The following is a 24,226-nucleotide window of genomic DNA, read 5'->3' on the forward strand; positions in this document are numbered from 1 at the left end:
GGTCCCGCCCGCCGACGCCGGGCGGGGGACGGCCCGGAGCCGGGTCAAGGGGCGCCGACGGTCAAGGGCCGGGAAAGGGGGGCGGGTCAGCGCGGGGCCCGGGCCACCCAGCCGCGTTCGTACGCATGCCAGCCCAGCTGCAGCCGGGTCGAGACGCCCGTCAGTTCCATCAGCCCCTTCACCCGCCGCTGTACCGTCCGCAGCCCCAGCTCCAGCTGTTTCGCCACGCTCGCGTCGGTCAGCCCCGCCAGCAGCAGTGAAAGGATCTCCAGATCGGTCGGATCCGGCCCCGGACCGTCCTCCTCCCGGATGCCGTTCCCGCCCAGCCGCAGCGGCATCGAATCCCGCCACACGGCCTCGAAGAGTCCCATCAGCGACTCCAGCAGCCCACTGGCGTGGACGACCAGCGCGGAGGGCTCCGCCCCCCGGCCGGTCAGCGGCACCAGGGCCAGGGACGCGTCGGCGACCACCAGCTTCGTCGGCACCCGGTCGATCACCCGGCACTGCTCGTCGCGGCTCAGCGCCGCCGACAGCTCGACGATCCCGGACGGCAGCGACAACACGTCCCGCTCGACGACCACCCGGTAGGACACCCCGCGCAGCGTCGCCCGTTCCTCGGACTCGTTCTCCATCCCGGTGACCGCGACCGGCTTGCCCGTGACCAGCGCGCAGACCTCCGAGGTGGCGCCCAGCTGCAGCTGGTGGAAGCGATGGGCCACGGCACTCGCACCCGTCACCACCTCCACCAGGTCGTGCACCGCGGGCACACCCGCCTCCGCCCGGTACTCCTCGGCCAGCAGCGCCGACGCCAGCTCCGCCCGCTCCAGCTCGTGCCGCTGCTGCGTCAGCAGCGCACCCAGCGCCACCCCGGGCGGCGCCGCGACCCAGCGGCCCGCCCGCGACGAGGACTGCGCCACCAGCCCCTGCTGCTCCAGCCGGCGCAGGGCACGCTCGGTGTCCGCCTCGGGGAGCGCCAGCCGGCGCGCGAGATCGGAGAGCTCCGCCGCGCCCGCCGCGACCAGTGTGCGGTAGGCCGCTTCCTGTCTCTCGTCGAGACCTATCGCCGCCAGCATCCTCGGACCCTCCCCGGAGTGGTGATCGCACAACGCCGCACACACCGCCGTGGCGGGAAACGGCCACGGCGTATATCCGCCGGGCACATCATGCCCCGTACCAGCAGGCTCTCTGTCAGTGTGGTGTTACAGCAGCATCAAACGCCTCTTCGGAAGAGCGGCTTGTTCTGCTCTGTTCCGCAGCCACCCGAGGCGAGCGCCGCGACCGCGCAGGACCCGGGGCGGGAACAGGACCGTGAACGACGCACACACCAACACCGTTGCGTTTACTTCCGTGAGCGGTTCGCAAGTCCGTGCTCGAAGCACGTGATGACGGTGTGGATGGTGTAGTTCTGGCTGGTCGTGGGGTGTTGTCCGGCGTTCGGTCCGTACTTGCTGGTGGGGTTCTTGCGGGTGCGGGCCTTGACGCGGTGTCGGTGGCGGGCGGGGTGCAGGGACTCGAGGGCGGCCCTGCCGATGGTGCCGACGAGGTCGGCGGGTCCGGCCGGGGGCAGGATTCCGGTCGCGGTGGTGACGGTGTCGCCGGCGGTGGTTTGCAGGACGGTGAAGCTGATGCGGTCCATGTCCAGGCCGGGCCGGGTGCAGGCGGTGTCGGCGGCGGCGCGGATCAGGGCCTGGTAGGTGGTGAGCAGGGCGTAGACCTCTTGGTCAAGGCCGGTCAGACTGCGGGAGCGCAGGACACGGCCGTCCAGCATGGTCGCCTTGATCGAGAAATACGTCGTCTCCGACTGCCACCGCTCGTGGTAGAGATCCACGAGAGCGGCGGCTGGGTGGGCGGCCGGGTCGAGGAGGCTGGTGAGCAGGCGCCACTGCTGGGTGCGGACGGTGCCGTCGGCCAGGGTTGCGGTGACGGACGCCTCGATGACGCGGACGCTCAGCAGGACGGGCAGGACTCCGTAGCCGATCCGGGCGAGGTAGGAGCCGTCGCCCAGGTGCCGGAAGGGGGTGGGGATGCGGCGGGCGGAGGAGCGCACCAGGAACTGGGCTCCGGTGGCCTGGACGTCCCGGGCGAACTCGTTGGCGTCGAAGCCGGCGTCGGCCAGCAGGAGCATCGAGCGGTCCAGTGCTTTCAACAGGCGTGTCGTGTAGGTGAGTTCGCCGTCGCTCTCGGGGCCGAAAGCAGCAGCCAGCACGGCACGGGTGCCGCACTCGACCAGGACTACGAGTCGCAGCAGCGGGTAGCCGAACTCCATGGTTTCGCCCGCTCGCTTGGGATAGCGCCAGGTGAGCGCCTTCTCGTCGGGCACGTGCAGCAAGGTGCCGTCCACGGCCACGGTCCGAAGCCCTCGATAGAACGAACCGGGCTGCCCGAGGTGGGCGACGGGCCCGGCGAGGATCTCGAACAGCCGCCGCAGTGGTGCGGCTCCTATTCGCCGTCGGGCCCTGGACAGCGAGGAGACCGTAGGCCGCACCAACGGCAGTCCCTCCAGCCCTGCCGTCAACTTGCCCCACACGCCCTGGTAGGAGCAGTCCTCGAACAGGGCCAGCGCGAGGACGAAATAGACCACGACCCGGGACGGCAGCAGCCGCAGCCGCTTCTCACGTGACCCGGTCTCCTCGATCACCGCGTCCACCAGTTCGAAGTCCACGATCTGGGTCAACTCGCCCAGGTGGCCGGGCGCGTACACACCCCCGGCCGCCTCGACCGTGCGCGTGATGACAGACTTCTCCTGCAACGGGACTCCCGACGATCTTCTTGCTCGACACAAGTTGATCTATCAGGACGTCCCGTTGCGTCATTCACCAGGGCTTGACCTGCGGCTCAAGACTCAAACGCAACGGTGTTGACGCACACACCGCGCGCTGATCACACCGGAACCGGGCCGCCGGGTGACCCTCCCGTGGGGGGTGGGGACACCCGGCGGACCCCTTCGCCGGACGCTGCCCGGGCGTCACTTCCGGGCCTCTTTTCCTGATGACCCGTTTTCGCACGGCCTGTGCGGTGGACAATATGGGCATGAGTCAGCAGGGGGAGAAGCCCGCCGCCAACGAGGACGACTGGTGGCGCAGGCTGTACGACGAGACCGCGCCGGACACGGGCCCGAGCAGTGCGCCCGACAGCCTCGACGACCGGTTCGACTCCGCCTCGGACGCGGTGGGCCGGGCGCCGGACCCCTTGGACCGCCCGGTCACGATGGTGCCGGTGCCCGACCCGCGCACGCCGGGGGCGGAACCGGTACGGGGCACGCCGGGGGGCGTACCGGGGGGAGTGCCCACGGCCCCGGTGAAGCCGCCCGCCCCTCTCGCACCACAGGGCCGCCCCGCGCCGGAGCGCCCGCGCACGCCGGAGCAGCTCCCCGCGCCGCCTGTGCGTTCCACGCCGGAGCCGCCGGCCGTCACTCCGGAGCCAACTCCCGCGCCCCCCGAACCCCCTGCACCTCCTGCGCCCTCTGCACCCCCTGCGCCGGAGCGCCCCCCGGCGCCCGCGCCCCCGCGCACCCTGGCCGTGCCCGCCCCCTGGGAGCCCCCGGTCGGACCCGCGCGGCCGCGCACCTTCGCCGCACCGCCCGCCCCGGAGCCGCCCGGGCCGGTGACCGCGCCTGCGGACCCCTCCGGTGCCGCGCACGCACCCGGTGCGGACGCGCCGGGGGAGGAACCGCCGCGTCCGGTCGTCGGCCACCTCGGGGACCGGCCGCCGACCTACGACGCCGAGTCCGCCGCACTCCCCGCCTCCGGCCCCGACGACATCGGCGGACTCGTCGCCGACACCGTGCTCGACGGCGCCCGGTACGGGACCTACACCCTGCGGGCGGCCTCCGTGCGCGGCGACTCGGCGCGCTTCCGCGGCGAACCCCGCCGCGACGCCCTGCTCACCGCACGCTTCGGCACCGGGGACGACGCCCTGGTCCTGGTCGCGGTGGCCGGGGGCGCCAGGGCCGCGGAACACGCCCATCTCGCCGCGGCCGACGCCTGCCGCTGGATCGGCGCTGCGGTCGCCCGCAGTCACGCCCGGCTCTCCGACGACATAAGGGCGGGACGCCGGGGCGACCTCAGATCGGGACTGCAGCGCCTCACCGACCGTACGTACGGCAAACTGCGCGCCCGGGCCGTCGGGCTCGGCCTCGAACCGTCCGCGTACACCGTCGGCCTGCGCTGCCTGCTCCTGTCCGCCGATCCGGAATGCCGCACCCGGGTCTTCTTCGGCATCGGCGCGGGCGGCCTCTTCCGGCTCCGTGACGGCGCCTGGCAGGACCTCGAACCCCTCGTCCCGGCCCCGTCGGGCGGCTCGGTGGGCGAAGAGGGTCCGGGCGGGGACAGGCTGACGATGGATCTGCACACCACCACACCCCCGGCCCCGTACGCCGAGAGCCCGGCGCCACCGCCCGCCGAGCCCTTCCGGTTCCGTGCCTCGGTCGCCCGCGCGGGGGACGTGCTGGTGCTCTGCGGCAACGGACTGGCCGAACCGATGCGCGGCGAGCCTGCCCTCGCCGAGGAGCTCGCAAGGCGCTGGGCGGCGGGCCCGCCCGGCCTGCCCGCCTATCTGGCCGACACCCAGCTCAGGGTCACGGGGTACGCCGACGACCGTACGAGCGCCGCAGTCTGGGAGGCGTAACCGCGCACGCCATGGGTTGATGGACTCCGTAGCGGGGCTGCCGCCGCATGTGCAAGGAGCACACACAGAGAGGGTGCGCACCCATGGCCAAGCAGAACGTGTCGGAACAGTTCGTCGACATTCTCGTGCGGGCGGGGGTCAAGCGGCTGTACGGCGTCGTCGGTGACAGCCTCAACCCCGTCGTCGACGCAGTCCGGCGGAATTCCGCCGTCGAGTGGATCCAGGTCAGGCACGAGGAGACCGCCGCGTTCGCCGCCGGTGCGGAGGCCCAGATCACCGGGACCCTGGCCGCCTGCGCCGGATCCTGCGGCCCGGGCAATCTGCACCTCATCAACGGCCTCTACGACGCCCACCGTTCGATGGCCCCCGTGCTCGCCCTCGCCTCGCACATCCCGTCGAGCGAGATCGGCCTCGGCTACTTCCAGGAGACCCATCCCGAGCTGCTCTTCCAGGAGTGCAGCCACTACAACGAGATGATCTCCAACCCGCAGCAGATGCCCCGGCTGCTCCAGACGGCCATCCAGCACGCGATCGGCCGCGGCGGTGTCAGCGTCGTCTCGATGCCCGGCGACATCGCCTCCCAGCAGGCCCCCGAGAAGTCCGTCGAGCACGCCCTGGTCACCACTCGGCCCTCCGTGAAGCCCGGCGACGAGGAGATCGAGAAGCTCTGCCGGATGGTCGACGAGGCCAAACGGGTGACGCTGTTCTGCGGCAGCGGCACGGCCGGAGCGCACGCCGAGGTGATGGCGTTCGCCGAGCGGGTGAAGGCCCCGGTCGGCCACGCGCTGCGCGGCAAGGAGTGGATCCAGTACGACAACCCGTACGACGTCGGCATGAGCGGACTGCTCGGCTACGGAGCCGCCTACGAGGCCACCAACGAGTGCGATCTGCTGATCCTGCTGGGCACCGACTTCCCGTACAACGCGTTCCTCCCGACCGATGTGAAGATCGTCCAGGTCGACGTGCGGCCCGAGCACCTGGGCCGGCGTTCCAAGCTCGACCTCGCGGTCTGGGGCGATGTGCGGGAGACCCTGCGGGCCCTGACGCCGAGGGTGAAGGCCAAGACCGACCGCAAGTTCCTCGACCGCATGCTGAGGAAGCACGCGGACGCGCTGGAGGGCGTGGTCAAGGCGTACACCCGCAAGGTCGAGAAGCACGTGCCGATCCACCCCGAGTACGTCGCCGCCGTGCTCGACGAACTCGCCGACGACGACGCGGTGTTCACCGTCGACACCGGCATGTGCAACGTATGGGCGGCCCGCTACCTCACACCCAACGGCAGGCGCCGGGTGATCGGTTCGTTCAGCCACGGCTCGATGGCCAACGCACTGCCTCAGGCGATCGGGGCGCAGTTCACCGACCGGAACCGGCAGGTCGTCTCGATGTCCGGCGACGGTGGATTCACCATGCTGATGGGCGACTTCCTCACGCTCGTCCAGTACAACCTCCCGGTGAAGGTCGTCCTGTTCAACAACTCCTCGCTCGGCATGGTCGAGCTGGAGATGCTGGTCGCGGGGCTGCCGTCGTTCGGCACGACCAACAAGAACCCGGACTTCGCGGCGGTCGCCCGGGCGTGCGGGGCCTACGGGGTGCGGGTGGAGAAGCCCAAACAGCTGGAGGGCGCCCTCAAGGACGCCTTCAAACACAAGGGGCCGGCACTCGTCGACGTGGTCACCGACCCGAACGCCCTGTCCATCCCACCGAAGATCAGCGCCGACATGGTCACCGGATTCGCCCTCTCCGCGAGCAAGATCGTGCTGGACGGCGGGGTGGGGCGGATGCTCCAGTTGGCCCGCTCCAACCTCCGTAACGTCCCCCGCCCCTGACGAGGAGCGGGTCCGGGACACGGCGTGGTCACTTCAGGGGCAGCGGCGGTCCTCAGGGGGCAGCGGCGCGGTCACTTCAGGCGCAGCGTCCCGGGCGCGGTGCGGTCCGTGATGATCTCCACCAGCTCGTCGAAGAGTGTCGGCCCCCGGCCGGCCAGCGCCTCGGCCAGCTCGGCCTCCACCCGCGCCCGGTTGGAGGCATGCACCCGGGTGAGGGAGTCGCGCAGCCGGCGGGCGGTCTCCTCATGGCCCAACGCCCGTGCGGACAGGGCGTGGTCGCGCCACTCGATGACGAAGTCGGCGTCGTCCGGGGTGCCCATGCCGCCGCTCAGGCAGTCGGCGAAGGCGTCGAGATTGCGCCCGAAATAGCCGCCGGGACCGTTCACGGCCTCGCCGATCACGTCCCAGAAGCGCTCCAGGCCGGTGACCTCGGAGCCGTCGATCACATAGATCACAGTCATGGCCGGAGCGTACAAGCGCGCTCTCCCGGCACCCCGTCCGGTGATCCGCGCCGCAGGTGGGGGACAACGGCGCGGACCGGACCGGGGTGAGGCCGATCAGCAGCCGTGGTCGACCAGGTCGAAGGACTCGTAGTGGTCCGCGGTGTAGTAGTCCTCCTCGACCTCGTCGCCCGTCACGATCCGGCGGGCACCGCGGGTGTCCGAGCCCGGCGTGATGACCGTGTACTCGTGGTAGTAGCCCGTTCCCTGGCTCGGCAGGATGCCTTCCCGGTTCTGGAAGACGGTGCCGTCCTGGTCGAACGGGAAGGGTCCGCCCGCGTCGATGAGGTCGAGGGTGTCGTGTGCCTGGGACGGCAGCGCGGAGTAGCAGATGCTGCCGACGGCGGCGGTCGAGGGAACCGTCGCTGCCGACGCCGCGACGGGGCCGCCGACGAAGAGGACGGACAGGAGGGCGGCGATGCCGCCGAGCGTGGTGATCCGTGGGGGGATTCGCATGTCCACCATGATGACGCGCGTAGATCCCGTCCCGTCAACGCCACCTCGTGTGAATTTTTGGCAAGTTAACGGTGGGTACGGAAACGTAACGCACTGGTCTTCCGGCAGGGGTTGCGCCGAACCGTGTTCACCTGTTGGCGCCTGGAAAAGCGTGACGGCCCGTCTGTGGGGCATGCATGCCGTGACGGCGTTCGAGACATGACGGAATCAAGGGAGGCCGATTCACTGTGCGTGCGGGGGAAATGACGAAGCGGCAGGAGAGCCGGCCCGTCCGGCTGCACCGGAGACTCGGCCACGCCGATCTGTCGGGCGTGGGGGAAGTGCGCGGCGCGCTGCGGGAGTTCCTGCGCCACCGCTCCCGGCCCGAGGAGACCGAGGTGGCGGAACTCCTGCTGAGCGAGCTGGTGACGAACGCCCTGATCCACACGCGGAACGGGGCCGTGATCACGGTGACGGCGGCTCCCGCGCGATTACGCGTGGAGGTGCGCGACTTCGTGCCGGGGCAGGAACCCGCGCCGTACGTACCGAACGCCGACGACGGTACGCATGGCAGAGGGCTGCTCCTCGTGCAGAGCCTGGCGGACTCCTGGGGCGTCACGGCGCAGGCGCTGGGCAAGGTGGTCTGGTTCGAGCTGAACGCCGGGAAGGTCTGACGTCAGGCCGCGGCCTCTCGCCGCTCAGCCGAACTGCCGCTCCAGGTCCTTGAGCTTCTGTTCCAGCGAATCGAGCCGGGGCAGGGCCTGGGTGTCGTCCTCGACGGTGAGGTCGACGGTCGCGGGACCACCGCTCGCGGTCTGCGGCGAAGTGCCCCTCGAGGTGGCGCCGTTCACGGCTTGCAGGGAAGGCCTGGGACGCAGGGGAAGCTGTCCCGGCTCTGTCATTGCGGGGTCCGCGACGGCCGTCGTGCCGCTGCCCGTCGCAGGGGCGATGACCTGGACATCGACATGGTGGCCACTGCGGCCACCACGCCCCCAGGCCCGGTTCTGCCGGTTCAGCGCCTTGATCTGCGCCCTGTCCAGCTTTGCCTGGTCCCTCCTGCGGTGCCGGTCCTGAGACTTCTCCCGGCGGTCCTCGCGTACCTCGTCGACCGCCTCGTCCAGAGTGCGTACGCCCTCGAGGAGCATCAGCGACCAGGCGCCGAAGGTCTCCCAGGGCGCACGGAGCCACCGTACGATCCGGATCTGCGGCAGCGGGCGGGGTACCAGGCCCTGCTCCCGCAGGGCGGCACGCCGGGTCTGCTTCAGCGCGCGGTCGAACAGCACGGCGGCCGAGAGGGACATCCCCGCGAAGAAGTGCGGGGCACCGGCGTGGTCCATCCCGCGTGGTGCGTGTACCCAGTTGAACCAGGCGGCGGCACCGGCGAACGCCCACACGAGGAGCCGGGAGCCGAGTGCGGCGTCTCCGTGGCTGGCCTCGCGCACGGCGAGCACCGAGCAGAACATGGCTGCACCGTCGAGGCCGAACGGCACCAGGTACTCCCAGCCTCCGGAGAGGCCGAGATTCTGCCGGCCGAAGCCGACAAGCCCGTGGAAGGAGAGAGCGGCGGCCACCGCGGCACAGCAGAACAGCAGGACGTACGAGGCGGTCGCGTACAGTGCCTCCTTGCGTCTGCGGCGTTCCTCGCTGCGTTCCCAACTGTCGTCGGCCGCGGCCTTCTCGGCGGCGCGCCTGCCGCGCGCGACCACCGTCACCGCCGCCATGACCCCCACGAGCAATACGGCGCCCGGAAGCAGCCAGTCAAGCGAAATGTCGGTCAGTCTCATGCGCGGTCCCTTGCGTCGCGATAGGGCGTGTCGGGCGCCATCGTGACGGAAATTTCGCCCCGGGCAGGGGTTTTCAGGACAACTGGACACCATCGTGGCGATTAGGCTCATCGATTGGCCGAACCCTCTCGAACACCCGCAGAAGTGCGAGGCGGTGCATTCGAATTGAGATCACCCGGACGAGCGGCATGATCCGGGAGAGGTCGATCAAGGAGCGGGAGTCAGTTTCCGGACGCGGTCGGCGTCGCAGGTGCGCGGGCAGGTGACACATGTGTCCTCCGGCCGCAGCGTGTAGAACATGCAGCAGCTCGCCCGGTCACGGGTCGGGAGCGATTCGCCGTCGGGGCCGGTCAGTTCACGGAAACCGGCGGTGCCCACGTACGGCTTGGTGGTGCCGGGCAGGAGCAGCTCCAGCTCCTTCATCGCGCGGCGCTCCTCGCCCAGCAGATGGGCGACGTACCAGAGGCCCTCGACGATCTCGTCCGTCGTCATGCCCCACAGCGCCCGCTTGCCGCGCCGCATGCGTGGCCGGAAGCCGTCCAGCACCGGACCGATGTGCTCCGCCACGGCGTCCAGGACCTCGGCCCGCAGCGCGGCCTCGTCCGGGACGACCCGGGCGCCGGGCAGGGCCGCCGCCGGGTCGTCCGGCAGGCAGGCGAATTCACTCACACGGAGCGTCAGGCGGCCCAGTGCCCGCTGGAAGGAGACGTCCTTCACGGGGACCCGCGGCACCCGGCGGTTCAGGAACCAGGGCACGGTCACCAGCAGGCAGGCGGGCCAGGCGTAGCGGTGCAGTCCGAAGCCGGCCACCACGTCGGGGCGGGCCCGCATCCCGTAGTCCCGCACCACCTGGGCGTCGTCCCAGGCGAGGAAGGCGTCCAGGGCCGCGCCACCCTCCGCGAGCTCGGCCGCACCGACCCAACCGGTGCCCGAAGGGGCCGGGGCGTCATCGGTGAGCACTTCGGCGCGCAGTCCGGGGAAGACCTCGGCCAGGCGCGCGTACGCCGCCGTCACGGGGGACGGGGCGGTGGCGGTGAGCAGGGCGGGGACGGTCATACGGGGACCACCGAATCACGATCATCTACAGGTAAGCCTTACCTTACCCGAAATGATCGGTGTTTGAACTGTGGCCGGCTCCGCCTATCGTGCACAGGGGGCCGGGCGCACGCGAGCCGGGCCCGCCGGTCCGAGGAGGTCCCGTGGAGCAGGGCAGAGCGCGCGACGGCGTACGCCCGCCGTACGCGTCCTCGGCGACCCCGCCGGAGTTTCGCGTGCCCGAGCAGGCGCGCGGCGAGCACACCCACAGTGAGCCGCATGCGCCCAGGGTGGTGCAGCGGCACTCCGTGCGCGGCCAGGTCCTCGACGCCCTGCGTGCCGCCCTCGTCGGCGGTGAGCTGGCCCCCGGGCAGGTCTACTCGGCCCCGGCGCTGGGCGCCCGCTTCGGCGTCTCCGCGACCCCGGTGCGCGAGGCCATGCAGCAACTGGCCATCGAGGGTGCGGTCGAGGTCGTGCCCAACCGCGGCTTCCGGGTCAGCGAACGCGGCCCGCGGGAGCTCGCGGAGCTCGCCGAGGTGCGCGCCCTGATCGAGGTCCCCGTGATGCTGCGGCTGGCCCGCACCGTACCGGCGGGCGGCTGGTGCGCCCTGCGGCCGCTGGCCGACGCCACGGTCGCGGCGGCCGCGGTCGGCGACCGGGCGAGTTACGCGGAGTGCGATCGCGCCTTCCACCGCGCCGTCCTGGCGCTCTCCGGCAACGAGCAGCTCGTGATGATCGCCGACGACCTGCACCGGCGGTCGCAGTGGCCACTGGTCAGCAGTCCGGCCACCCGCCGCGCCGACCTGCTCGCGGACGCCTCGGAGCACACCGCGCTGCTGGACGCGCTGATTGCCCGGGACCTCGCGGTGGTGCAGTCGCTGGTGCGCGAACACTTCAACGGCGCGGACGGCTGAGGGCTGCCGGACACGGCCCCCGCCGGCCGGGGCGGGGGCCGTCCTCCGGTGGAGGCCCGGCATCCTGCGGAGAGCCTGCCCGTCCTCAGTTCGCCTCGGCGGTCTCCGGGGCCGGCGGCTCCAGCCGGGGAGCCAGCCACGTGGGTACGCCGCCGAGCAGCCGGAACAGCCGGCCCGCCTCGGCGCGCAGCCGGGCAGCCTCGGGCTCTGTCTCGGCGTCCGCGAGGGAGATGAGCGCCGGGGCCGTGCCGACGAGATAGCCCAGCTCCTCCCTTATCCGCAGCGACTCCGCGAAGCCGTGCCGCGCCTCCGCGAGCTCACCCTCCCGCAGGGCGAGCGAGGCGAGGTGCCGCCAGGTGGACGAGAGCAGCAGCTCGTCCCCCTGGGCGGTGGCTCCGGCGTGCGCCCTGCGGTAGGCGGCGCGGGCCGACTGGGGTGCGTCGGCGATGTTCTGGGCGATCAGCCCGCGGCGGAAGTCCAGCAGCGGCCGGCCGGGGGCGGCGGGGGCGAGCAGCGCCGCGGCCCGGCTCAGTGCCACGCTGGCCTCGTCGGCCCGGTCCCGTACGCCCAGCAGGGTCGAGGCGTAGGCGAGGTAGCCGCGCTCGCAGGCGGCGGCCCCGCGCTCGGAGTTGTCGTGGGCGAGCGCCTCCGCGGTGCGCAGCGCGTCCTCGGCGTCGGTCCACCCGGTGCCGGTGTAGAGGCACCGCTCCGTCAGCAGCGAGGTCCGCTGGAGGGCGGCGGCGGGGTCGGTGGCCGCGTGCGGTTCGAGCAGCGCGGCCGCGTCGGTCCAGCAGGCGCGTGAACGCAGCCGCCATACCGCTGTCTGGAGCGGCGGATCGTCATCTGCTGTCGTTCCGGAACCAGACATGGCGGTATGCGCCACATTGCCCTCCCCGAGCGCGCCATTGAGCTGTTGAGTCTGGGCGCATCTCAGCACGGAATGGCACGCCGGGCCAAGGGGTGGGACCGATGTCAGGTGAAAGAATTCACAATCGCGCGGAGCCCGGACGGGCCCCGGCGAGGCCCGGAGGTCAGCTCATGCGCAGGGCGAGGAAGAAATCGAGCTTGTCCTCCAGGCGCGAAAGGTCACGCCCCGTCAACTGCTCGATGCGTCCGACGCGATAGCGCAGTGTGTTGACGTGGAGGTGCAGCCGGGCCGCGCAGCGGGTCCAGGAACCGTCGCAGTCCAGGAAGGCCTCGAGCGTCTCGATGAGCTCCGCCCGGTGGCGCCGGTCGTAGTCGCGCAGCGGGTCCAGCAGCCGTGCGGTGAAGGCCCGGCGTACGTCGTCGGGGACGAAGGGAAGCAGCAGTACGTGCGAGGCGAGCTCGTGGTGGCCGGCCGCGCAGACCCGGCCCGGCCGGGCCGCCGCGACCCGACGGGCGTGCCGGGCCTCCTCCAGGGCTCCGCGCAGTCCTTCGGCGGAATGCACGGCGGCGCTGACACCCAGTGTCAGGCGGCCGTCGTCCGCGAGACCCGCGGACAGCGGATCCCGGACCGCGGCGAGCAGCGCGTCGGCGTGCAGGGCGGTGTCCCGCGCCTCCCCGTCCCGGTCCTCGGACGCCATGTCGGCGCCCTCGTCGCCCGACGTGCCGCCGGGAGCGGGCGCCGGGGCGACGGCGGGCAGCGGTACGAGGGCGACGGCCTCGTCGCCCGTGTGCGCCACGGCGATCCGGTCCGCCGAATCGGGTCCCGTCACCGCCGGGTCGACCAGGATCTCCTCCAGCAGCGCCTGGGCGACCTGGCCGCCCGGAAGGTCCGCGTCCTCGCCCGCCCACTCGACCCGGGCCACCACGACCTGCCAGTGGGGCGCCGTGCCGAGCCCCGGCAGCAGGACCGGGGCGGCCACCCGCAGCCTCGCCGCGATCTCGGCCGGGGCCGCGCCCGCCTGGACCAGCTCCAGCACCTCCTGGGCGAGTCTGCGGCGTACCGTACGGGCCGCGTCGCGGCGGTCGCGTTCGACCGCGATCAGCTGGGTGACGCCCTGGAGCAGGTCCAGCCGTGCGGCAGGCCAGTCGCTCGCGTCCGCCTCCACGGCCAGCAGCCAGTCCGAGAGCACCGACTCGCGCACGTCGCGCGGGCCGGGAACCGCACCCCGGCCGTTGTTCCGGATCGGGAACAGCGAATACGTCGTACCCGCGACCTCGGCCCGGTGCGGGCCCCGGCGGCCGGTCCGGGTCGCCGCCAGGTGCTGCCCGGCCAGCGACGCGCCGACGTGCCCGGCCAGCGGCTGGCCCGCCCCGGCGATCTGCCGGCCCGTGGGGGAGAGCACCCAGGCCCGCAGGTCGAGGTCGGAGGTGAGCAGGTCGAGGACCACCTCGAGGCCGCCGCCCGCCGGGCCCGAGGTCATCAGCCGGCGGTGCCGGTCGACGACGGCGGCGAGGTCACCGGCCCGCTCGCCGGAGACCTGGCGCACCACATGCTCGGTGATCGTTGCGAAGGCGACGGTCTCGTCGACGGCGAAGAGCGGCAGCCGGTGCCGCAGGCACGCGTCGACCAGATCGTCGGGGATGGGGCCGAGCTCCGCCTCGCCCGCCGCGAGCCCGGCCACCCCGGCACCGGCCAGGATCCGGACGAACGGCTCCGAGTCCGACGCGCCCCGGCGCCAGGCCAGCCCCGTGAGGACCAGCTCGCCGCCGGAGAGATAGCGGCTGGGGTCGCGCAGATCGGTCGTCATGACACCCCGGACCGAACGGTCCAGCTCGTCCTCGCCGCCGAGCAGCCGCAGGCCCAGCGCGTCGGTGTCCAGCAGTGCGCGCAGCCGCATCGTCGATTGCCGCCGATCTTTTTCGTTGGTGCGTGAGGGGGGCGGGGGTGGTGGGGGATACCTGTGAATTGCGGTGAGGTTACCGGTACCCGCCATTCGTTCGAATCTACAAGACTGGGGTGGGGGCCAGCCAATTCCTTCATGGTTTCGGTGACTGCACCGAGTGGAGCAAGGCTTGTGTACTGGGCCACACACCGCGTGAACAACACAGGAACGACCAAGAGGGCCGGCCGCACCCCGTCCCAGCCGAACGACCCGATTGAGAAGAAGAGAGCCACTCATGGACTTCCTTCGCCCCGCCAGCTGGGAGGAGGCGCTCGCCGCCAAGGCCGAGCACCCGACGGCTGTGCCCATCGCGGGTGGGACCGATGTGATGGTCGAGATCAACTTCGACCACCGGCGGCCCGAACACCTCCTGGACCTGAACCGGATCGGTGAGCTGTCCGAGTGGCAGACCGGTCAGGACAGCGTGCGGCTCGGCGCCTCCGTTCCGTACAGCGCCATCATGGAGAACCTCAGGGCCGAACTGCCCGGTCTCGCGCTCGCCTCGCACACCGTCGCCTCGCCGCAGATCCGCAACCGCGGCGGCGTCGGCGGCAACCTGGGCACCGCGTCACCCGCGGGCGACGCCCACCCGGCCCTGCTCGCCGCGGGCGCCGAGGTCGAAGCCGAGTCCGTACGCGGCACCCGGATGATCCCGATCGACGCCTTCTACACCGGCGTCAAGCGCAACGCCCTCGCCCCGGACGAGCTGATCCGCGCCGTCCACATCAAGAAGGCGGACGGCCCCCAGCAGTTCTCGAAGGTCGGCACCCGCAACGCCATGGTCATCGCCGTCTGCGCCTTCGGCCTCGCCCTCCACCCCGAGACCCGCACCGTCCGCACCGGCATCGGCTCCGCGGCCCCGACCCCGGTCCGGGCCAAGGCGGCCGAGGAGTTCCTGAACGCCGCGCTGGACGAGGGCGGGTTCTGGGAGAGCGGCAAGATCATCACTCCGTCCGTCGCCAAGCAGTTCGCCCAGCTCGCCTCCGGCGCCTGCAGCCCCATCGACGACGTACGGGGCACCGCCGCCTACCGCAGGCACGCCGTCGGCATCATGGCCCGCCGCACGCTGGGCTGGACCTGGGAGCAGTACCGCGGCACGGGCCGCACCCTCGAAGGAGCTGCTTAACCATGCGAGTGAATTTCACGGTCAACGGCCGGAAGCAGGAAGCCGACGACGTCTGGGAGGGCGAGTCCCTCCTCTACGTCCTGCGTGAGCGCATGGGCCTTCCGGGTTCGAAGAACGCCTGTGAGCAGGGCGAATGCGGTTCCTGTACGGTCCGTCTCGACGGCGTGCCCGTCTGTTCCTGTCTCGTCGCGGCCGGCCAGGCGGAGGGCCGCGAGATCGTCACCGTCGAAGGCCTCGCGGACTACGCCAGGCACCGCGAGGACGCCCACCCCGGCGCCGGCTGCGCCGCGGGCTCCTGCGGGACCTCGCTCGACGCCGCCCAGCGGTGGCAGGCCCGGCCAGGGGACGGGCAGAGCGCCGAGGAGCTCTCGCCGATCCAGCAGGCGTTCATCGACGCGGGGGCCGTGCAGTGCGGCTTCTGCACCCCCGGCCTGCTGGTCGCCGCCGACGAACTGCTCGAGGCGCAGCCCTCCCCGTCCGACCAGGACATCCGCGAGGCGCTCTCCGGCAACCTCTGCCGCTGCACCGGTTACGAGAAGATCCTCGACGCGGTCCGCCTCGCGGCCGCCCGTCAGGAAGAGGCGGTCCGATAACCATGGCGCTGCATCCACGAGCCGCCTCCGTACCGGCCGGCACCCCCACCAAGATCACCCAGGGTTCGAAGACCAGGGGCGGGATCGGCGAGTCGACCCTGCGGCCCGACGGCACCCTCAAGGTCACCGGGGAGTTCGCGTACTCCTCGGACATGTGGCACGAGGACATGCTGTGGGGCCACACGCTCCGCTCCACCGTCGCGCACGCCGAGATCAGGTCGATCGACATCGGCGAGGCCCTCGCCACGCCCGGTGTCTACGCGGTCCTCACCTACGACGACCTGCCCGCCGCGATGAAGAACTACGGCCTGGAGATCCAGGACACGCCGGTCCTCGCCCACGGCAAGGTCCGCCACCACGGCGAGCCGGTGGCCCTCGTCGCCGCCGACCACCCCGAGACCGCGCGCCGCGCCGCGGCCAAGATCCGCATCGACTACGCCGAGCTGCCGGTCATCACGGACGAGGCGTCCGCGACCGCGCCCGACGCCGTCCTGGTCCACGAGGGCCGCACCGACCACCACATCGGCCATGTCGCGCACCCCAACATCGTGCACCGCCAGCCGGTGGTCCGCGGCGACGCGGACGCCGCCGCGAGCAGGGCCGACGTCGTCGTCACCGGCGACTACGTCTTCGGGATGCAGGACCAGGCCTTCCTCGGCCCCGAGTCCGGCCTCGCCGTGCCGTCCGAGGACGGCGGCGTCGAGCTGTACGTCGCCACCCAGTGGCTGCACTCCGACCTCCGGCAGATCGCCCCCGTCCTCGGGCTCCCCGAGGACAAGGTCCGTATGACGCTCTCCGGCGTCGGCGGTGCCTTCGGCGGCCGTGAGGACCTGTCGATGCAGATCCACGCCTGCCTGCTGGCCCTGCGCACCGGCAAGCCCGTCAAGATGGTCTACAACCGCTTCGAGTCCTTCTTCGGACACGTCCACCGGCACCCGGCGAAGCTCCACTACGAGCACGGGGCCACCAAGGACGGCAAGCTCACCCACATGAAGTGCCGGATCGTGCTGGACGGCGGCGCCTACGCCTCCGCCTCCCCGGCGGTCGTCGGCAACGCGGCCTCGCTCGCGGTCGGACCGTACGTCGTCGAGGACGTCGACATCGAGGCGCTCGCCCTGTACTCCAACAACCCGCCCTGCGGCGCCATGCGCGGCTTCGGCGCGGTCCAGGCGTGCTTCGCGTACGAGGCGCAGATGGACAAGCTGGCCGTCGCGCTGGACATGGACCCCGTCGAGCTCCGGCAGCTGAACGCCATGGAGCAGGGCACCCTGCTCCCCACCGGCCAGCGCGTCGACTCGCCGGCCCCCGTCGCCGAGCTGCTGCGCCGGGTCAAGGCCCGCCCGATGCCGCCCGAGCAGCAGTGGCTCTCGGCCGACGCGGAGGGCAGCTCCGTGGACGTACGGGCCCTGCCCGGCGGACTGTCCAACACCACGCACGGCGAAGGCGTCGTACGCGGGGTGGGCTACGCGGTCGGCCTCAAGAACGTCGGCTTCTCCGAGGGCTTCGACGACTACTCCACCGCCCGGGTGCGGATGGAGGTCATCAACGGCGAGCCCGTCGCGACCGTGCACACCGCGATGGCCGAGGTCGGGCAGGGCGGTGTCACCGTCCACGCCCAGATCGCCCGTACCGAACTCGGTGTCAACCAGGTCACCATCCACCCGGCGGACACCCGGGTCGGCTCCGCCGGATCCACCTCCGCGTCCCGCCAGACATACGTCACCGGCGGCGCCGTGAAGCACTCCTGCGAGGCCGTCCGCGAGAAGGTCCTGGAGATGGGCCGCCGCAAGTTCGGCACGTACCACCCGGCGTGGGCGACGGCCGAACTCCTCCTGGAGGGCGGCAAGGTCGTCACCGACGGCGGCGAGGTGCTCGCCGCGCTGGCCGACGTGCTGGAGGACGAGGCCGTCGACATCGAGCTGGAGTGGCGCCACCGGCCCACCGAGGCCTTCGACCTGCGGACCGGCCAGGGCAACGGCCACGTCCAGTACTCCTTCGCCGCCCACCGCGCGGTCGTGGAGGTCGACACCGAGCTCGGACTGGTCAAGGTCATCGAGCTCGCCTGCGCGCAGGACGTCGGCAAGGCACTCAACCCGCTGTCGGTCGTGGGCCAGATCCAGGGCGGCACCACCCAGGGGCTGGGTGTCGCCGTCATGGAGGAGATCCTCGTCGACCCGAAGACCGCGAAGGTGCGCAATCCGTCCTTCACGGACTATCTGATCCCCACCATCCTCGACACCCCGACCATCCCGGTCGATGTGCTCGAACTCGCCGACGACCACGCCCCGTACGGGCTCCGCGGCGTCGGCGAGGCCCCGACCCTGTCGTCCACCCCGGCCGTCCTCGCGGCGATCCGGAACGCGACGGGTCTGGAGCTCAACAGGACCCCGGTGCGCCCCGAGCACATCACCGGAACCTGACGCTTCACCAGGAAGCCTCGGAGCGACGCCCGTTCATCGCGATCCGCTCCGGGGCTCGGCACAACCGTCCCATCGTCAAGAACAGTTCGCCTCGGGCCGTCCCCCGGGTCGTGCGCCTCGCATCCATCCCAAATCCCGCAATCACGAGAGCTCCACGCGGGTGCCCCTGTGAACCTTGGGAGTCAGGCAACATGACCCAGCAGTCAGTGGAACCCAGGACGAGTGCAAAGGACGCGGGCCCCGGCTCGCGCGTCCCCGCAGGACGGTCCTGGCTCGACCGGTACTTCCACATATCCGAACGGGGATCGACCGTCGCGCGCGAGGTGCGCGGCGGCGTCACGACCTTCATGGCCATGGCGTACATCCTCCTGCTCAACCCGCTCATCCTGGGCGGCGAGGACGTCGACGGGCAGCTGCTCGGCCGGCCGGGGCTGATCACCGCCACCGCGCTCGCGGCGGCGGCCACCACCCTGCTCATGGGCTTCGTCGGGAAGGTCCCCCTCGCGCTGGCCGCCGGCCTCGGCGTCTCCGGCGTGCTCGCCTCGCAGGTCGCCCCGGCCATGACCTGGCCGCAGGCCATGGGCATGTGCGTGGTCTACGGGGTGGTGATCTGCCTGCTGGTCGTCACCGGCCTCCGCGAGCTGATCATGAACGCGATCCCGCTCGCGCTGAAGCACGGCATCACCATCGGCATCGGCCTCTTCATCGCCCTCATCGGCCTGTACAAGGCCGGTTTCGTCCACAAGGGGACGGCCACCCCGCTCTCCCTCGGCCCCGCCGGTGAACTGGCCGGCTGGCCCGTCCTCGTCTTCGCCGTGACCCTGCTGCTGATCTTCATGTTGCAGGCGCGCGGCGTCCCCGGCGCGATCCTGATCGGCATCGTGGTCGGAACCCTCGTCGGAAACGTCGTCAACGCCGTCGGCGACATCGACCCGAAGGCCTGGAGCGGCGGCCCGCCCGAACTGGGCGGCAGCGCCGTCTCCTCGCCGGACTTCTCGCTCTTCGGCCAGGTCGAGTTCGGCGGCTGGGGCGACGTCGGGGTGATGACCGTCGGCATGATCGTCTTCACACTCGTGCTGGCGGGCTTCTTCGACGCGATGGCCACCATCATCGGCGTCGGTACGGAGGCGAAGCTCGCCGACGACAAGGGCCGGATGCCGGGCCTGTCCAAGGCACTGTTCATCGACGGCGCGGGCGGGGCGATCGGCGGCGTCGCCGGAGGCTCAGGCCAGACCGTGTTCGTCGAGTCGGCGACCGGCGTGGGGGAGGGGGCCCGCACCGGCCTCGCCTCCGTCGTCACCGGTCTCTTCTTCGCCGCCTGCCTCTTCTTCACCCCGCTCACGGCGATCGTGCCCGCCGAGGTGGCCTCGGCCGCCCTGGTCGTCATCGGCGCCATGATGATGCAGAACGCCCGGCACGTGGACTGGAGCGACCGCTCCGTCGCCGTCCCGGTCTTCCTCACCGTGGTCCTGATGCCGTTCACGTACACGATCACCACCGGTGTCGCCGCGGGCGTCATCTCGTACGCCGCCGTCAAGCTCGCCCAGGGCAGGGCCCGTGAGGTCGGCGTCTTCATGTGGGTCCTGACGCTGGTCTTCCTCGTCCACTTCGCCCTCCACCCGATCGAGAGCTGGCTCGGCGTCAGCTGACCCCGCCCGCTCGCACCTCTGTCAGAAGGAGACACGCCATGCTGGACATCGCCGAGGAGCTCCACCGGTGGGTCGGGCAGGGACGCGCGTTCGCCGTGGCCACCGTCGTGGCCGTCGGCGGCAGCGCGCCCCGGCAGCCGGGTGCCGCACTCGCCGTCGACAGTGACGGTACGGCCATCGGGTCGGTCTCCGGCGGATGTGTGGAGGGGGCGGTGTACGAGCTGTGCCGACAGGCACTCGACGACGGCACCACCGTGCGCGAGCGCTTCGGCTACAGCGACGACGACGCCTTCGCGGTCGGCCTGACCTGCGGCGGCGTCATCGACATCCTGGTCACACCGGTGCGGGCGGACGATCCCGCGCGCCCGGTGTTCGCCGCCGCGTTCGCCGCCGCCGCCGGGGGGACGGCGGCGGCGGTCGCCCGGGTCACCGAGGGCCCCGACGACCTGCTCGGCCGCCCGCTGCTCGTCCACGCCGACGGCACGTACGAGGGCGGGCTCGGCGGGGCCCCCGAGCTGGACCGCACCGCCGCGGCCGAGGCCCGCGCGATGCTGGACGCGGGCCGCACCGGGCCGGTCGGCATCGGCGCCGAGGGATCGCGCTGCGGCCGGCCCCTCACCCTGCTCGTCGAGTCGAGTGTCCCGCCACCCAGGATGATCGTCTTCGGGGCGATCGACTTCGCCGCCGCCCTGGTGCGGGCCGGCCGATTCCTCGGCTACCACGTGACCGTCTGCGACGCCCGCCCCGTCTTCGCCACCGCGGCCCGCTTCCCGGACGCCGACGAGATCGTCGTCGACTGGCCGCACCGCTACCTCGCGGCCACCGCCGTGGACGCGCGCACCGTCCTGTGCGTCCTCACGCACGACGCCAAGTTCGACGTGCCGCTGCTCGAACTGGCCCTGCGCCTGCCGGTCGCCTACGTCGGCGCGATGGGCTCGCGCCGCACGCACCTGGAGCGCAACGAGCGGCTGCGTGAGGCGGGCGTGAGCGAACGGCAACTGGCCTCGCTGCACTCGCCGATCGGGCTGGACCTCGGGGCCCGTACGCCCGAGGAGACGGCCCTGTCGATCGTCGCGGAGATCGTCGCCGACCGGCGCGGAGGCAGCGGCGTACCACTGACGGGAGCCCACACCCCGATCCACCACGAGGGTGGCCCGCCGGCGCTCGCCTCGGTGGCCTGAACCGGGCCCCGGCGGCCTGGCCGTCGACCAGGAGATCATCAATGCCCTCGGCCTGAAGTGACCTGCTGAGACCCCGTGAGAGGTGGTTCCGTGTCCCCTTCCGGGGGCACGGAACCACCTCTCCGCGTGTTCCCCCGAAGATCAAAATTCGTCCGGCTTGCCCGTATATGGTGGTTCATAACGCTAGAAAGGGACTTTTTGTGGTGCGAGGCGAGTTGCCACCATCGGGTCGAGGGGCTTATAAGAGGAAGGTGGATCAGGCGAGTCCGGGAATTCCGGGGACCGCCGGCATGGAGGTTTCCCATGTTTCTCACTCCGTCCGACACGGAGAAATTGCTGCTGAGTGTTGCCGGAATGGTCGCCCGTGACCGGCGTGAACGCGGCGTACTGCTGAACTATCCCGAGTCCGTTTCCCTGCTCGCCTGCTGGGTCATGGAGCGGGCCCGCGAGGGCGCCCGCGTCAGCGATCTCATGACCGCGGGACGCACCGTCCTCACCCGCTCCGACGTGCTTGAAGGTGTTCCGGAGATGCTCCACGACGTCCAGGTCGAAGCGACCTTTCCCGACGGGCGGAAGCTCGTCACGATCACCTCCCCGATCCCGTGATCCCGGGTGAGATCCGGACCGGATCCGGTGTCCTGGAGATCAACGCGGGCCGGGAAGTGCGCCGCGTCACCGTGGTGAATGACGGAGACCGGCCCATTCAGATCGGCTCGCATCTTCATTTTCCCGCCGCTAATCCCGCGCTTTCCTTCGACCGCACCATTACCGAGGGATTCCGTCTCGATATTCCGTCGGGAACGTCGCTGCGCTTCGAGCCCGGAGTGGGCGCCGAGGTCACGCTCGTCGAGCTCGGTGGCCTGCGGAAGGTCCCCGGCCTGGTACTGCCGGGGACACCCGGCAGCCGTACGGCACCGAAGGAGGAGAGCTGAATGGCGCAGATGACCCGCGCCGCCTACGCCGCGCTGTACGGCCCCACCACCGGCGACCGGATCCGCCTCGCCGACACCGACCTCTGGATCGAGGTGGAGGAGGACCGCTGCTTCGGCGGGGACGAGGCCGTGTTCGGCGGTGGGAAGTCCATCCGGGAGTCGATGGCCCAGGCCACCACCTCGGGCGCGGACGGCGCCCTCGACCTCGTCGTCACGAACGTGGTCGTCCTCGACCACTGGGGCGTCGTCAAGGCGGACGTCGGCATCCGTGCCGGCCGGATCGTCGCACTGGGACGCTCGGGCAACCCCGACATGAGCGACGGCGTCCACCCCGGCCTGGTGATCGGCCCCGGCACCGACGTCGTGTCCGGCGAGGGACGCATCCTCACCGCCGGAGCCGTCGACACCCACGTCCACTTCCTGATGCCGGAGGCCCTCCACGAGGCGCTCGCCACGGGCACCACCACCGTCGTCGGCGGAGGTTCCGGCGCCACCGAGGGCTCCAAGGCCACGACCGTCACCGCCGGCAGCAGGCACCTCGCGATGATGCACCGGTCCCTGGACCGGGTGCCGCTCAACGTCATGCTGTTCGGCAAGGGCTCCACCGTCAGCGAGGAAGGCCTCCGCGAGGCCGCGCTCGGCGGGGCCGGCGGCTACAAGGTCCACGAGGACTGGGGCGCGACGCCCGCCGCGATCGACGCGGCCCTGCGCGCCGCCGACACCTACGGACTCCAGGTCGCCCTGCACGCCGACAGCCTCAACGAGGCCGGATACGTGGAGGGGACGCTCGAAGCCGTCGCCGGACGCGGCATCCACGTCTTCCACGCCGAAGGCGCGGGCGGCGGCCACGCACCCGACATCATCACCGTGGCCTCGCACCCCAACATCCTGCCCGCGTCCACCAATCCGACGCTCCCGCACACCGTCAACACGGTGGCCGAACACCTCGACATGCTGATGGTCTGCCACCACCTCAACCCGCGTGTCCCCGAGGACCTCGCCTTCGCCGAGTCGCGCATCCGTGCCACCACCATCGCCGCCGAGGACGTCCTGCACGACATCGGCGCCCTGTCCATCACCTCGTCCGACGCCCAGGCCATGGGACGCATCGGCGAAGTCGTCTGCCGCACCTGGCAGGTGGCCCACGTCATGAAGCAGCGCTTCGGGGACCGGGGCACCACCCTGCCCGCCGACAACGAACGCGCGCGTCGCTATGTCGCCAAGTACACGATCTGCCCCGCAGTCGCCCACGGCATCGACCACGTCGTCGGCTCCGTCGAGCCCGGCAAGCTCGCCGACCTCGTGCTGTGGGACCCCGCCTTCTTCGGTATCCGGCCCGCCGCCGTCATCAAGGGCGGCATGGTCGTGCTCGCCGCACTCGGCGACGCCAACGCGGCCATCCCCACCACCCAGCCCGTCCTGCTCAGGCCCACCGCGGCGGCCGGCGCCGCCCCGCACCTGTCGGTCAGCTTCGTCGCCCCGGTGGCGCTCCAGGACGGACTCGCCGAACGGCTCGGGCTGGAAAGGGAACTGGTGGCCGTACGCCCCACCCGGCACCTGACCAAGGCCGACCTGCCGAACAACACGGCACTGCCCGCCATCGACGTGGACCCGGAGACCTTCGCGATCCGTATCGACGGGGAGCTCGTCGAGCCCGCCCCGGCCACCGAACTGCCGCTCGCCCAGCGGTACAGCATGTTCTGATGGGCGCGCTCGGACCGCTCCTGCTCGCCGACGGCCGGCTACCGGTCGGCGCGTACACCTACAGCGCCGGGCTCGAACCGGCTGTCGCGGCAGGCCTCACCCGTGACCGGATCCCCGCCCTGCTGCGGGCCCGGCTGCGGACCAGCGCCGTCACCGAGGCCGCGGCGGCCGTCCTCGCCCTGCGCGCAGCCGGACAGGACCCCGTGGACTACGGCCCCGTACAGGAGGCCCTGGAGGCCCGGACCCCGGCTGCCCCGCTGCGGGCCGCCTCGACCACGCTCGGCCGGGGTGTGCACCGGCTGGCGCGACGGCTGGCCCCGGGCCACCCGGCCGTCCTCGCCCTGTCGGCAGCCCGCCCGAGACCGCTACGCCCGGTCGCCCTCGGTGCGCTGGGGGCCGTACTGGACGTGACGGAGGAGGAGTTGGCGTACGCCGTGGTCTACGACGAACTCCAGACCATCACCTCCGCGGCACTCAAGCTGCTGCCCGGCGACCCACTCGACTCGGTCGCCTGGATCCTTGCCACGGGCCCGGACGCCGAGGCGGCGGTGACCTCCGCCCTGGCCGTCCGGAACCCCGCCGGCCTGCCCGCTCGCACCGCTCCGCTCACGGAGCAGTGGGCCCTCGAACACGAACGAAGCGAACGGAGACTCTTCCTTGCCTGACAGCGCGACTCCCGGCAACGGCACCG

General features: G+C 71.7%; 21 protein-coding genes. 13 read left to right on the top strand and 8 right to left on the bottom strand.

All coding sequences use genetic code 11. The annotated features are described in order from the left end of the window. Positions 1 to 86: 86 nt before the first annotated feature. Entirely contained in the window at positions 87 to 1,073 is a 987-nt protein-coding gene (locus OG524_RS29965; RefSeq protein WP_405812010.1) for a helix-turn-helix domain-containing protein, read from the bottom strand. A 266-nt stretch (positions 1,074 to 1,339) separates the two neighbouring features. Then, positions 1,340 to 2,749, bottom strand: coding sequence for an IS4 family transposase (locus OG524_RS29970; RefSeq protein WP_405808851.1), 1,410 nt, complete (start codon positions 2,747 to 2,749; stop codon positions 1,340 to 1,342). Positions 2,750 to 3,030: 281 nt separating this feature from the next. Here OG524_RS29970 and OG524_RS29975 point away from each other — a divergent pair, with 281 nt between their 5' ends. After that, positions 3,031 to 4,626: a protein phosphatase 2C domain-containing protein gene (locus OG524_RS29975; protein WP_405812011.1), complete on the top strand. Its 1,596-nt coding sequence runs from the start codon at positions 3,031 to 3,033 to the stop codon at positions 4,624 to 4,626. Positions 4,627 to 4,709: 83 nt separating this feature from the next. Further along, a complete protein-coding gene (locus OG524_RS29980) occupies positions 4,710 to 6,452 on the top strand; it encodes a pyruvate dehydrogenase (protein WP_405387590.1) in 1,743 nt (580 codons plus the stop codon). A gap of 71 nt (positions 6,453 to 6,523) precedes the next feature. Here the strand turns inward: OG524_RS29980 and OG524_RS29985 are convergent, their stop codons facing one another. Further along, a complete protein-coding gene (locus OG524_RS29985) occupies positions 6,524 to 6,913 on the bottom strand; it encodes a barstar family protein (RefSeq protein WP_405387589.1) in 390 nt (129 codons plus the stop codon). A gap of 96 nt (positions 6,914 to 7,009) precedes the next feature. Further along, entirely contained in the window at positions 7,010 to 7,408 is a 399-nt protein-coding gene (locus OG524_RS29990; RefSeq protein ID WP_405387588.1) for a ribonuclease domain-containing protein, read from the bottom strand. Positions 7,409 to 7,650: 242 nt separating this feature from the next. Here OG524_RS29990 and OG524_RS29995 point away from each other — a divergent pair, with 242 nt between their 5' ends. Then, complete coding sequence (locus OG524_RS29995) at positions 7,651 to 8,061, top strand: ATP-binding protein (protein WP_405812012.1); 411 nt, start codon at positions 7,651 to 7,653, stop codon at positions 8,059 to 8,061. Between the two features lie 24 nt (positions 8,062 to 8,085). On the opposite strand, the gene OG524_RS30000 is transcribed toward OG524_RS29995, so the two are convergent. Together OG524_RS30000 and OG524_RS30005 are read right to left on the bottom strand one after the other, a co-directional pair. Then, entirely contained in the window at positions 8,086 to 9,171 is a 1,086-nt protein-coding gene (locus tag OG524_RS30000; RefSeq protein ID WP_405387586.1) for a DUF2637 domain-containing protein, read from the bottom strand. Between the two features lie 207 nt (positions 9,172 to 9,378). Next, a complete protein-coding gene (locus OG524_RS30005) occupies positions 9,379 to 10,227 on the bottom strand; it encodes a (2Fe-2S)-binding protein (RefSeq protein ID WP_405387585.1) in 849 nt (282 codons plus the stop codon). Positions 10,228 to 10,370: 143 nt separating this feature from the next. On the opposite strand from OG524_RS30005, the gene OG524_RS30010 reads away from it, so the two are divergent. Beyond that, entirely contained in the window at positions 10,371 to 11,120 is a 750-nt protein-coding gene (locus tag OG524_RS30010) for a GntR family transcriptional regulator (protein WP_405387584.1), read from the top strand. A gap of 85 nt (positions 11,121 to 11,205) precedes the next feature. On the opposite strand, the gene OG524_RS30015 is transcribed toward OG524_RS30010, so the two are convergent. Beyond that, positions 11,206 to 11,988 (bottom strand): hypothetical protein, encoded by a 783-nt coding sequence (locus OG524_RS30015; protein WP_405387583.1) that lies wholly within the window; start codon positions 11,986 to 11,988, stop codon positions 11,206 to 11,208. Between the two features lie 163 nt (positions 11,989 to 12,151). After that, positions 12,152 to 13,885, bottom strand: coding sequence for a PucR family transcriptional regulator (locus OG524_RS30020; protein WP_405812013.1), 1,734 nt, complete (start codon positions 13,883 to 13,885; stop codon positions 12,152 to 12,154). Positions 13,886 to 14,165: 280 nt separating this feature from the next. On the opposite strand from OG524_RS30020, the gene OG524_RS30025 reads away from it, so the two are divergent. From OG524_RS30025 to OG524_RS30065, 9 genes are all read left to right on the top strand, one after another. Continuing rightward, positions 14,166 to 15,056 (top strand): FAD binding domain-containing protein, encoded by an 891-nt coding sequence (locus OG524_RS30025; protein WP_405387581.1) that lies wholly within the window; start codon positions 14,166 to 14,168, stop codon positions 15,054 to 15,056. Between the two features lie 2 nt (positions 15,057 to 15,058). Continuing rightward, positions 15,059 to 15,649, top strand: a complete 591-nt coding sequence (locus OG524_RS30030; protein ID WP_405387580.1) for a (2Fe-2S)-binding protein — start codon at positions 15,059 to 15,061, stop codon at positions 15,647 to 15,649. A gap of 2 nt (positions 15,650 to 15,651) precedes the next feature. Continuing rightward, the gene (locus tag OG524_RS30035) at positions 15,652 to 18,069 is read left to right on the top strand and encodes a xanthine dehydrogenase family protein molybdopterin-binding subunit (RefSeq protein WP_405387579.1); all 2,418 of its coding nucleotides are present in this window, start codon (positions 15,652 to 15,654) and stop codon (positions 18,067 to 18,069) included. Between the two features lie 191 nt (positions 18,070 to 18,260). Continuing rightward, on the top strand, positions 18,261 to 19,718 hold the full coding sequence (locus OG524_RS30040) for an NCS2 family permease (protein WP_405387578.1): 1,458 nt from the start codon (positions 18,261 to 18,263) through the stop codon (positions 19,716 to 19,718). A gap of 38 nt (positions 19,719 to 19,756) precedes the next feature. Further along, positions 19,757 to 20,899: an XdhC family protein gene (locus tag OG524_RS30045; RefSeq protein WP_405812014.1), complete on the top strand. Its 1,143-nt coding sequence runs from the start codon at positions 19,757 to 19,759 to the stop codon at positions 20,897 to 20,899. 303 nt (positions 20,900 to 21,202) lie between these two features. Continuing rightward, positions 21,203 to 21,505, top strand: coding sequence for an urease subunit gamma (locus tag OG524_RS30050; protein WP_405387576.1), 303 nt, complete (start codon positions 21,203 to 21,205; stop codon positions 21,503 to 21,505). Next, on the top strand, positions 21,502 to 21,831 hold the full coding sequence (locus OG524_RS30055; protein ID WP_405387575.1) for an urease subunit beta: 330 nt from the start codon (positions 21,502 to 21,504) through the stop codon (positions 21,829 to 21,831). The genes OG524_RS30050 and OG524_RS30055 overlap by 4 nt, the downstream gene beginning before the upstream one ends. Continuing rightward, positions 21,832 to 23,535, top strand: a complete 1,704-nt coding sequence (locus tag OG524_RS30060; protein ID WP_405812015.1) for an urease subunit alpha — start codon at positions 21,832 to 21,834, stop codon at positions 23,533 to 23,535. It begins immediately after the preceding gene. Further along, entirely contained in the window at positions 23,535 to 24,200 is a 666-nt protein-coding gene (locus OG524_RS30065) for an urease accessory protein UreF (RefSeq protein ID WP_405387572.1), read from the top strand. Before OG524_RS30060 ends, OG524_RS30065 begins: the two co-directional genes overlap by 1 nt. Positions 24,201 to 24,226: the final 26 nt, after the last annotated feature.

It is taken from the genome of Streptomyces sp. NBC_01520 (genome assembly GCF_045040375.1).
Lineage (GTDB): Bacteria > Actinomycetota > Actinomycetes > Streptomycetales > Streptomycetaceae > Streptomyces.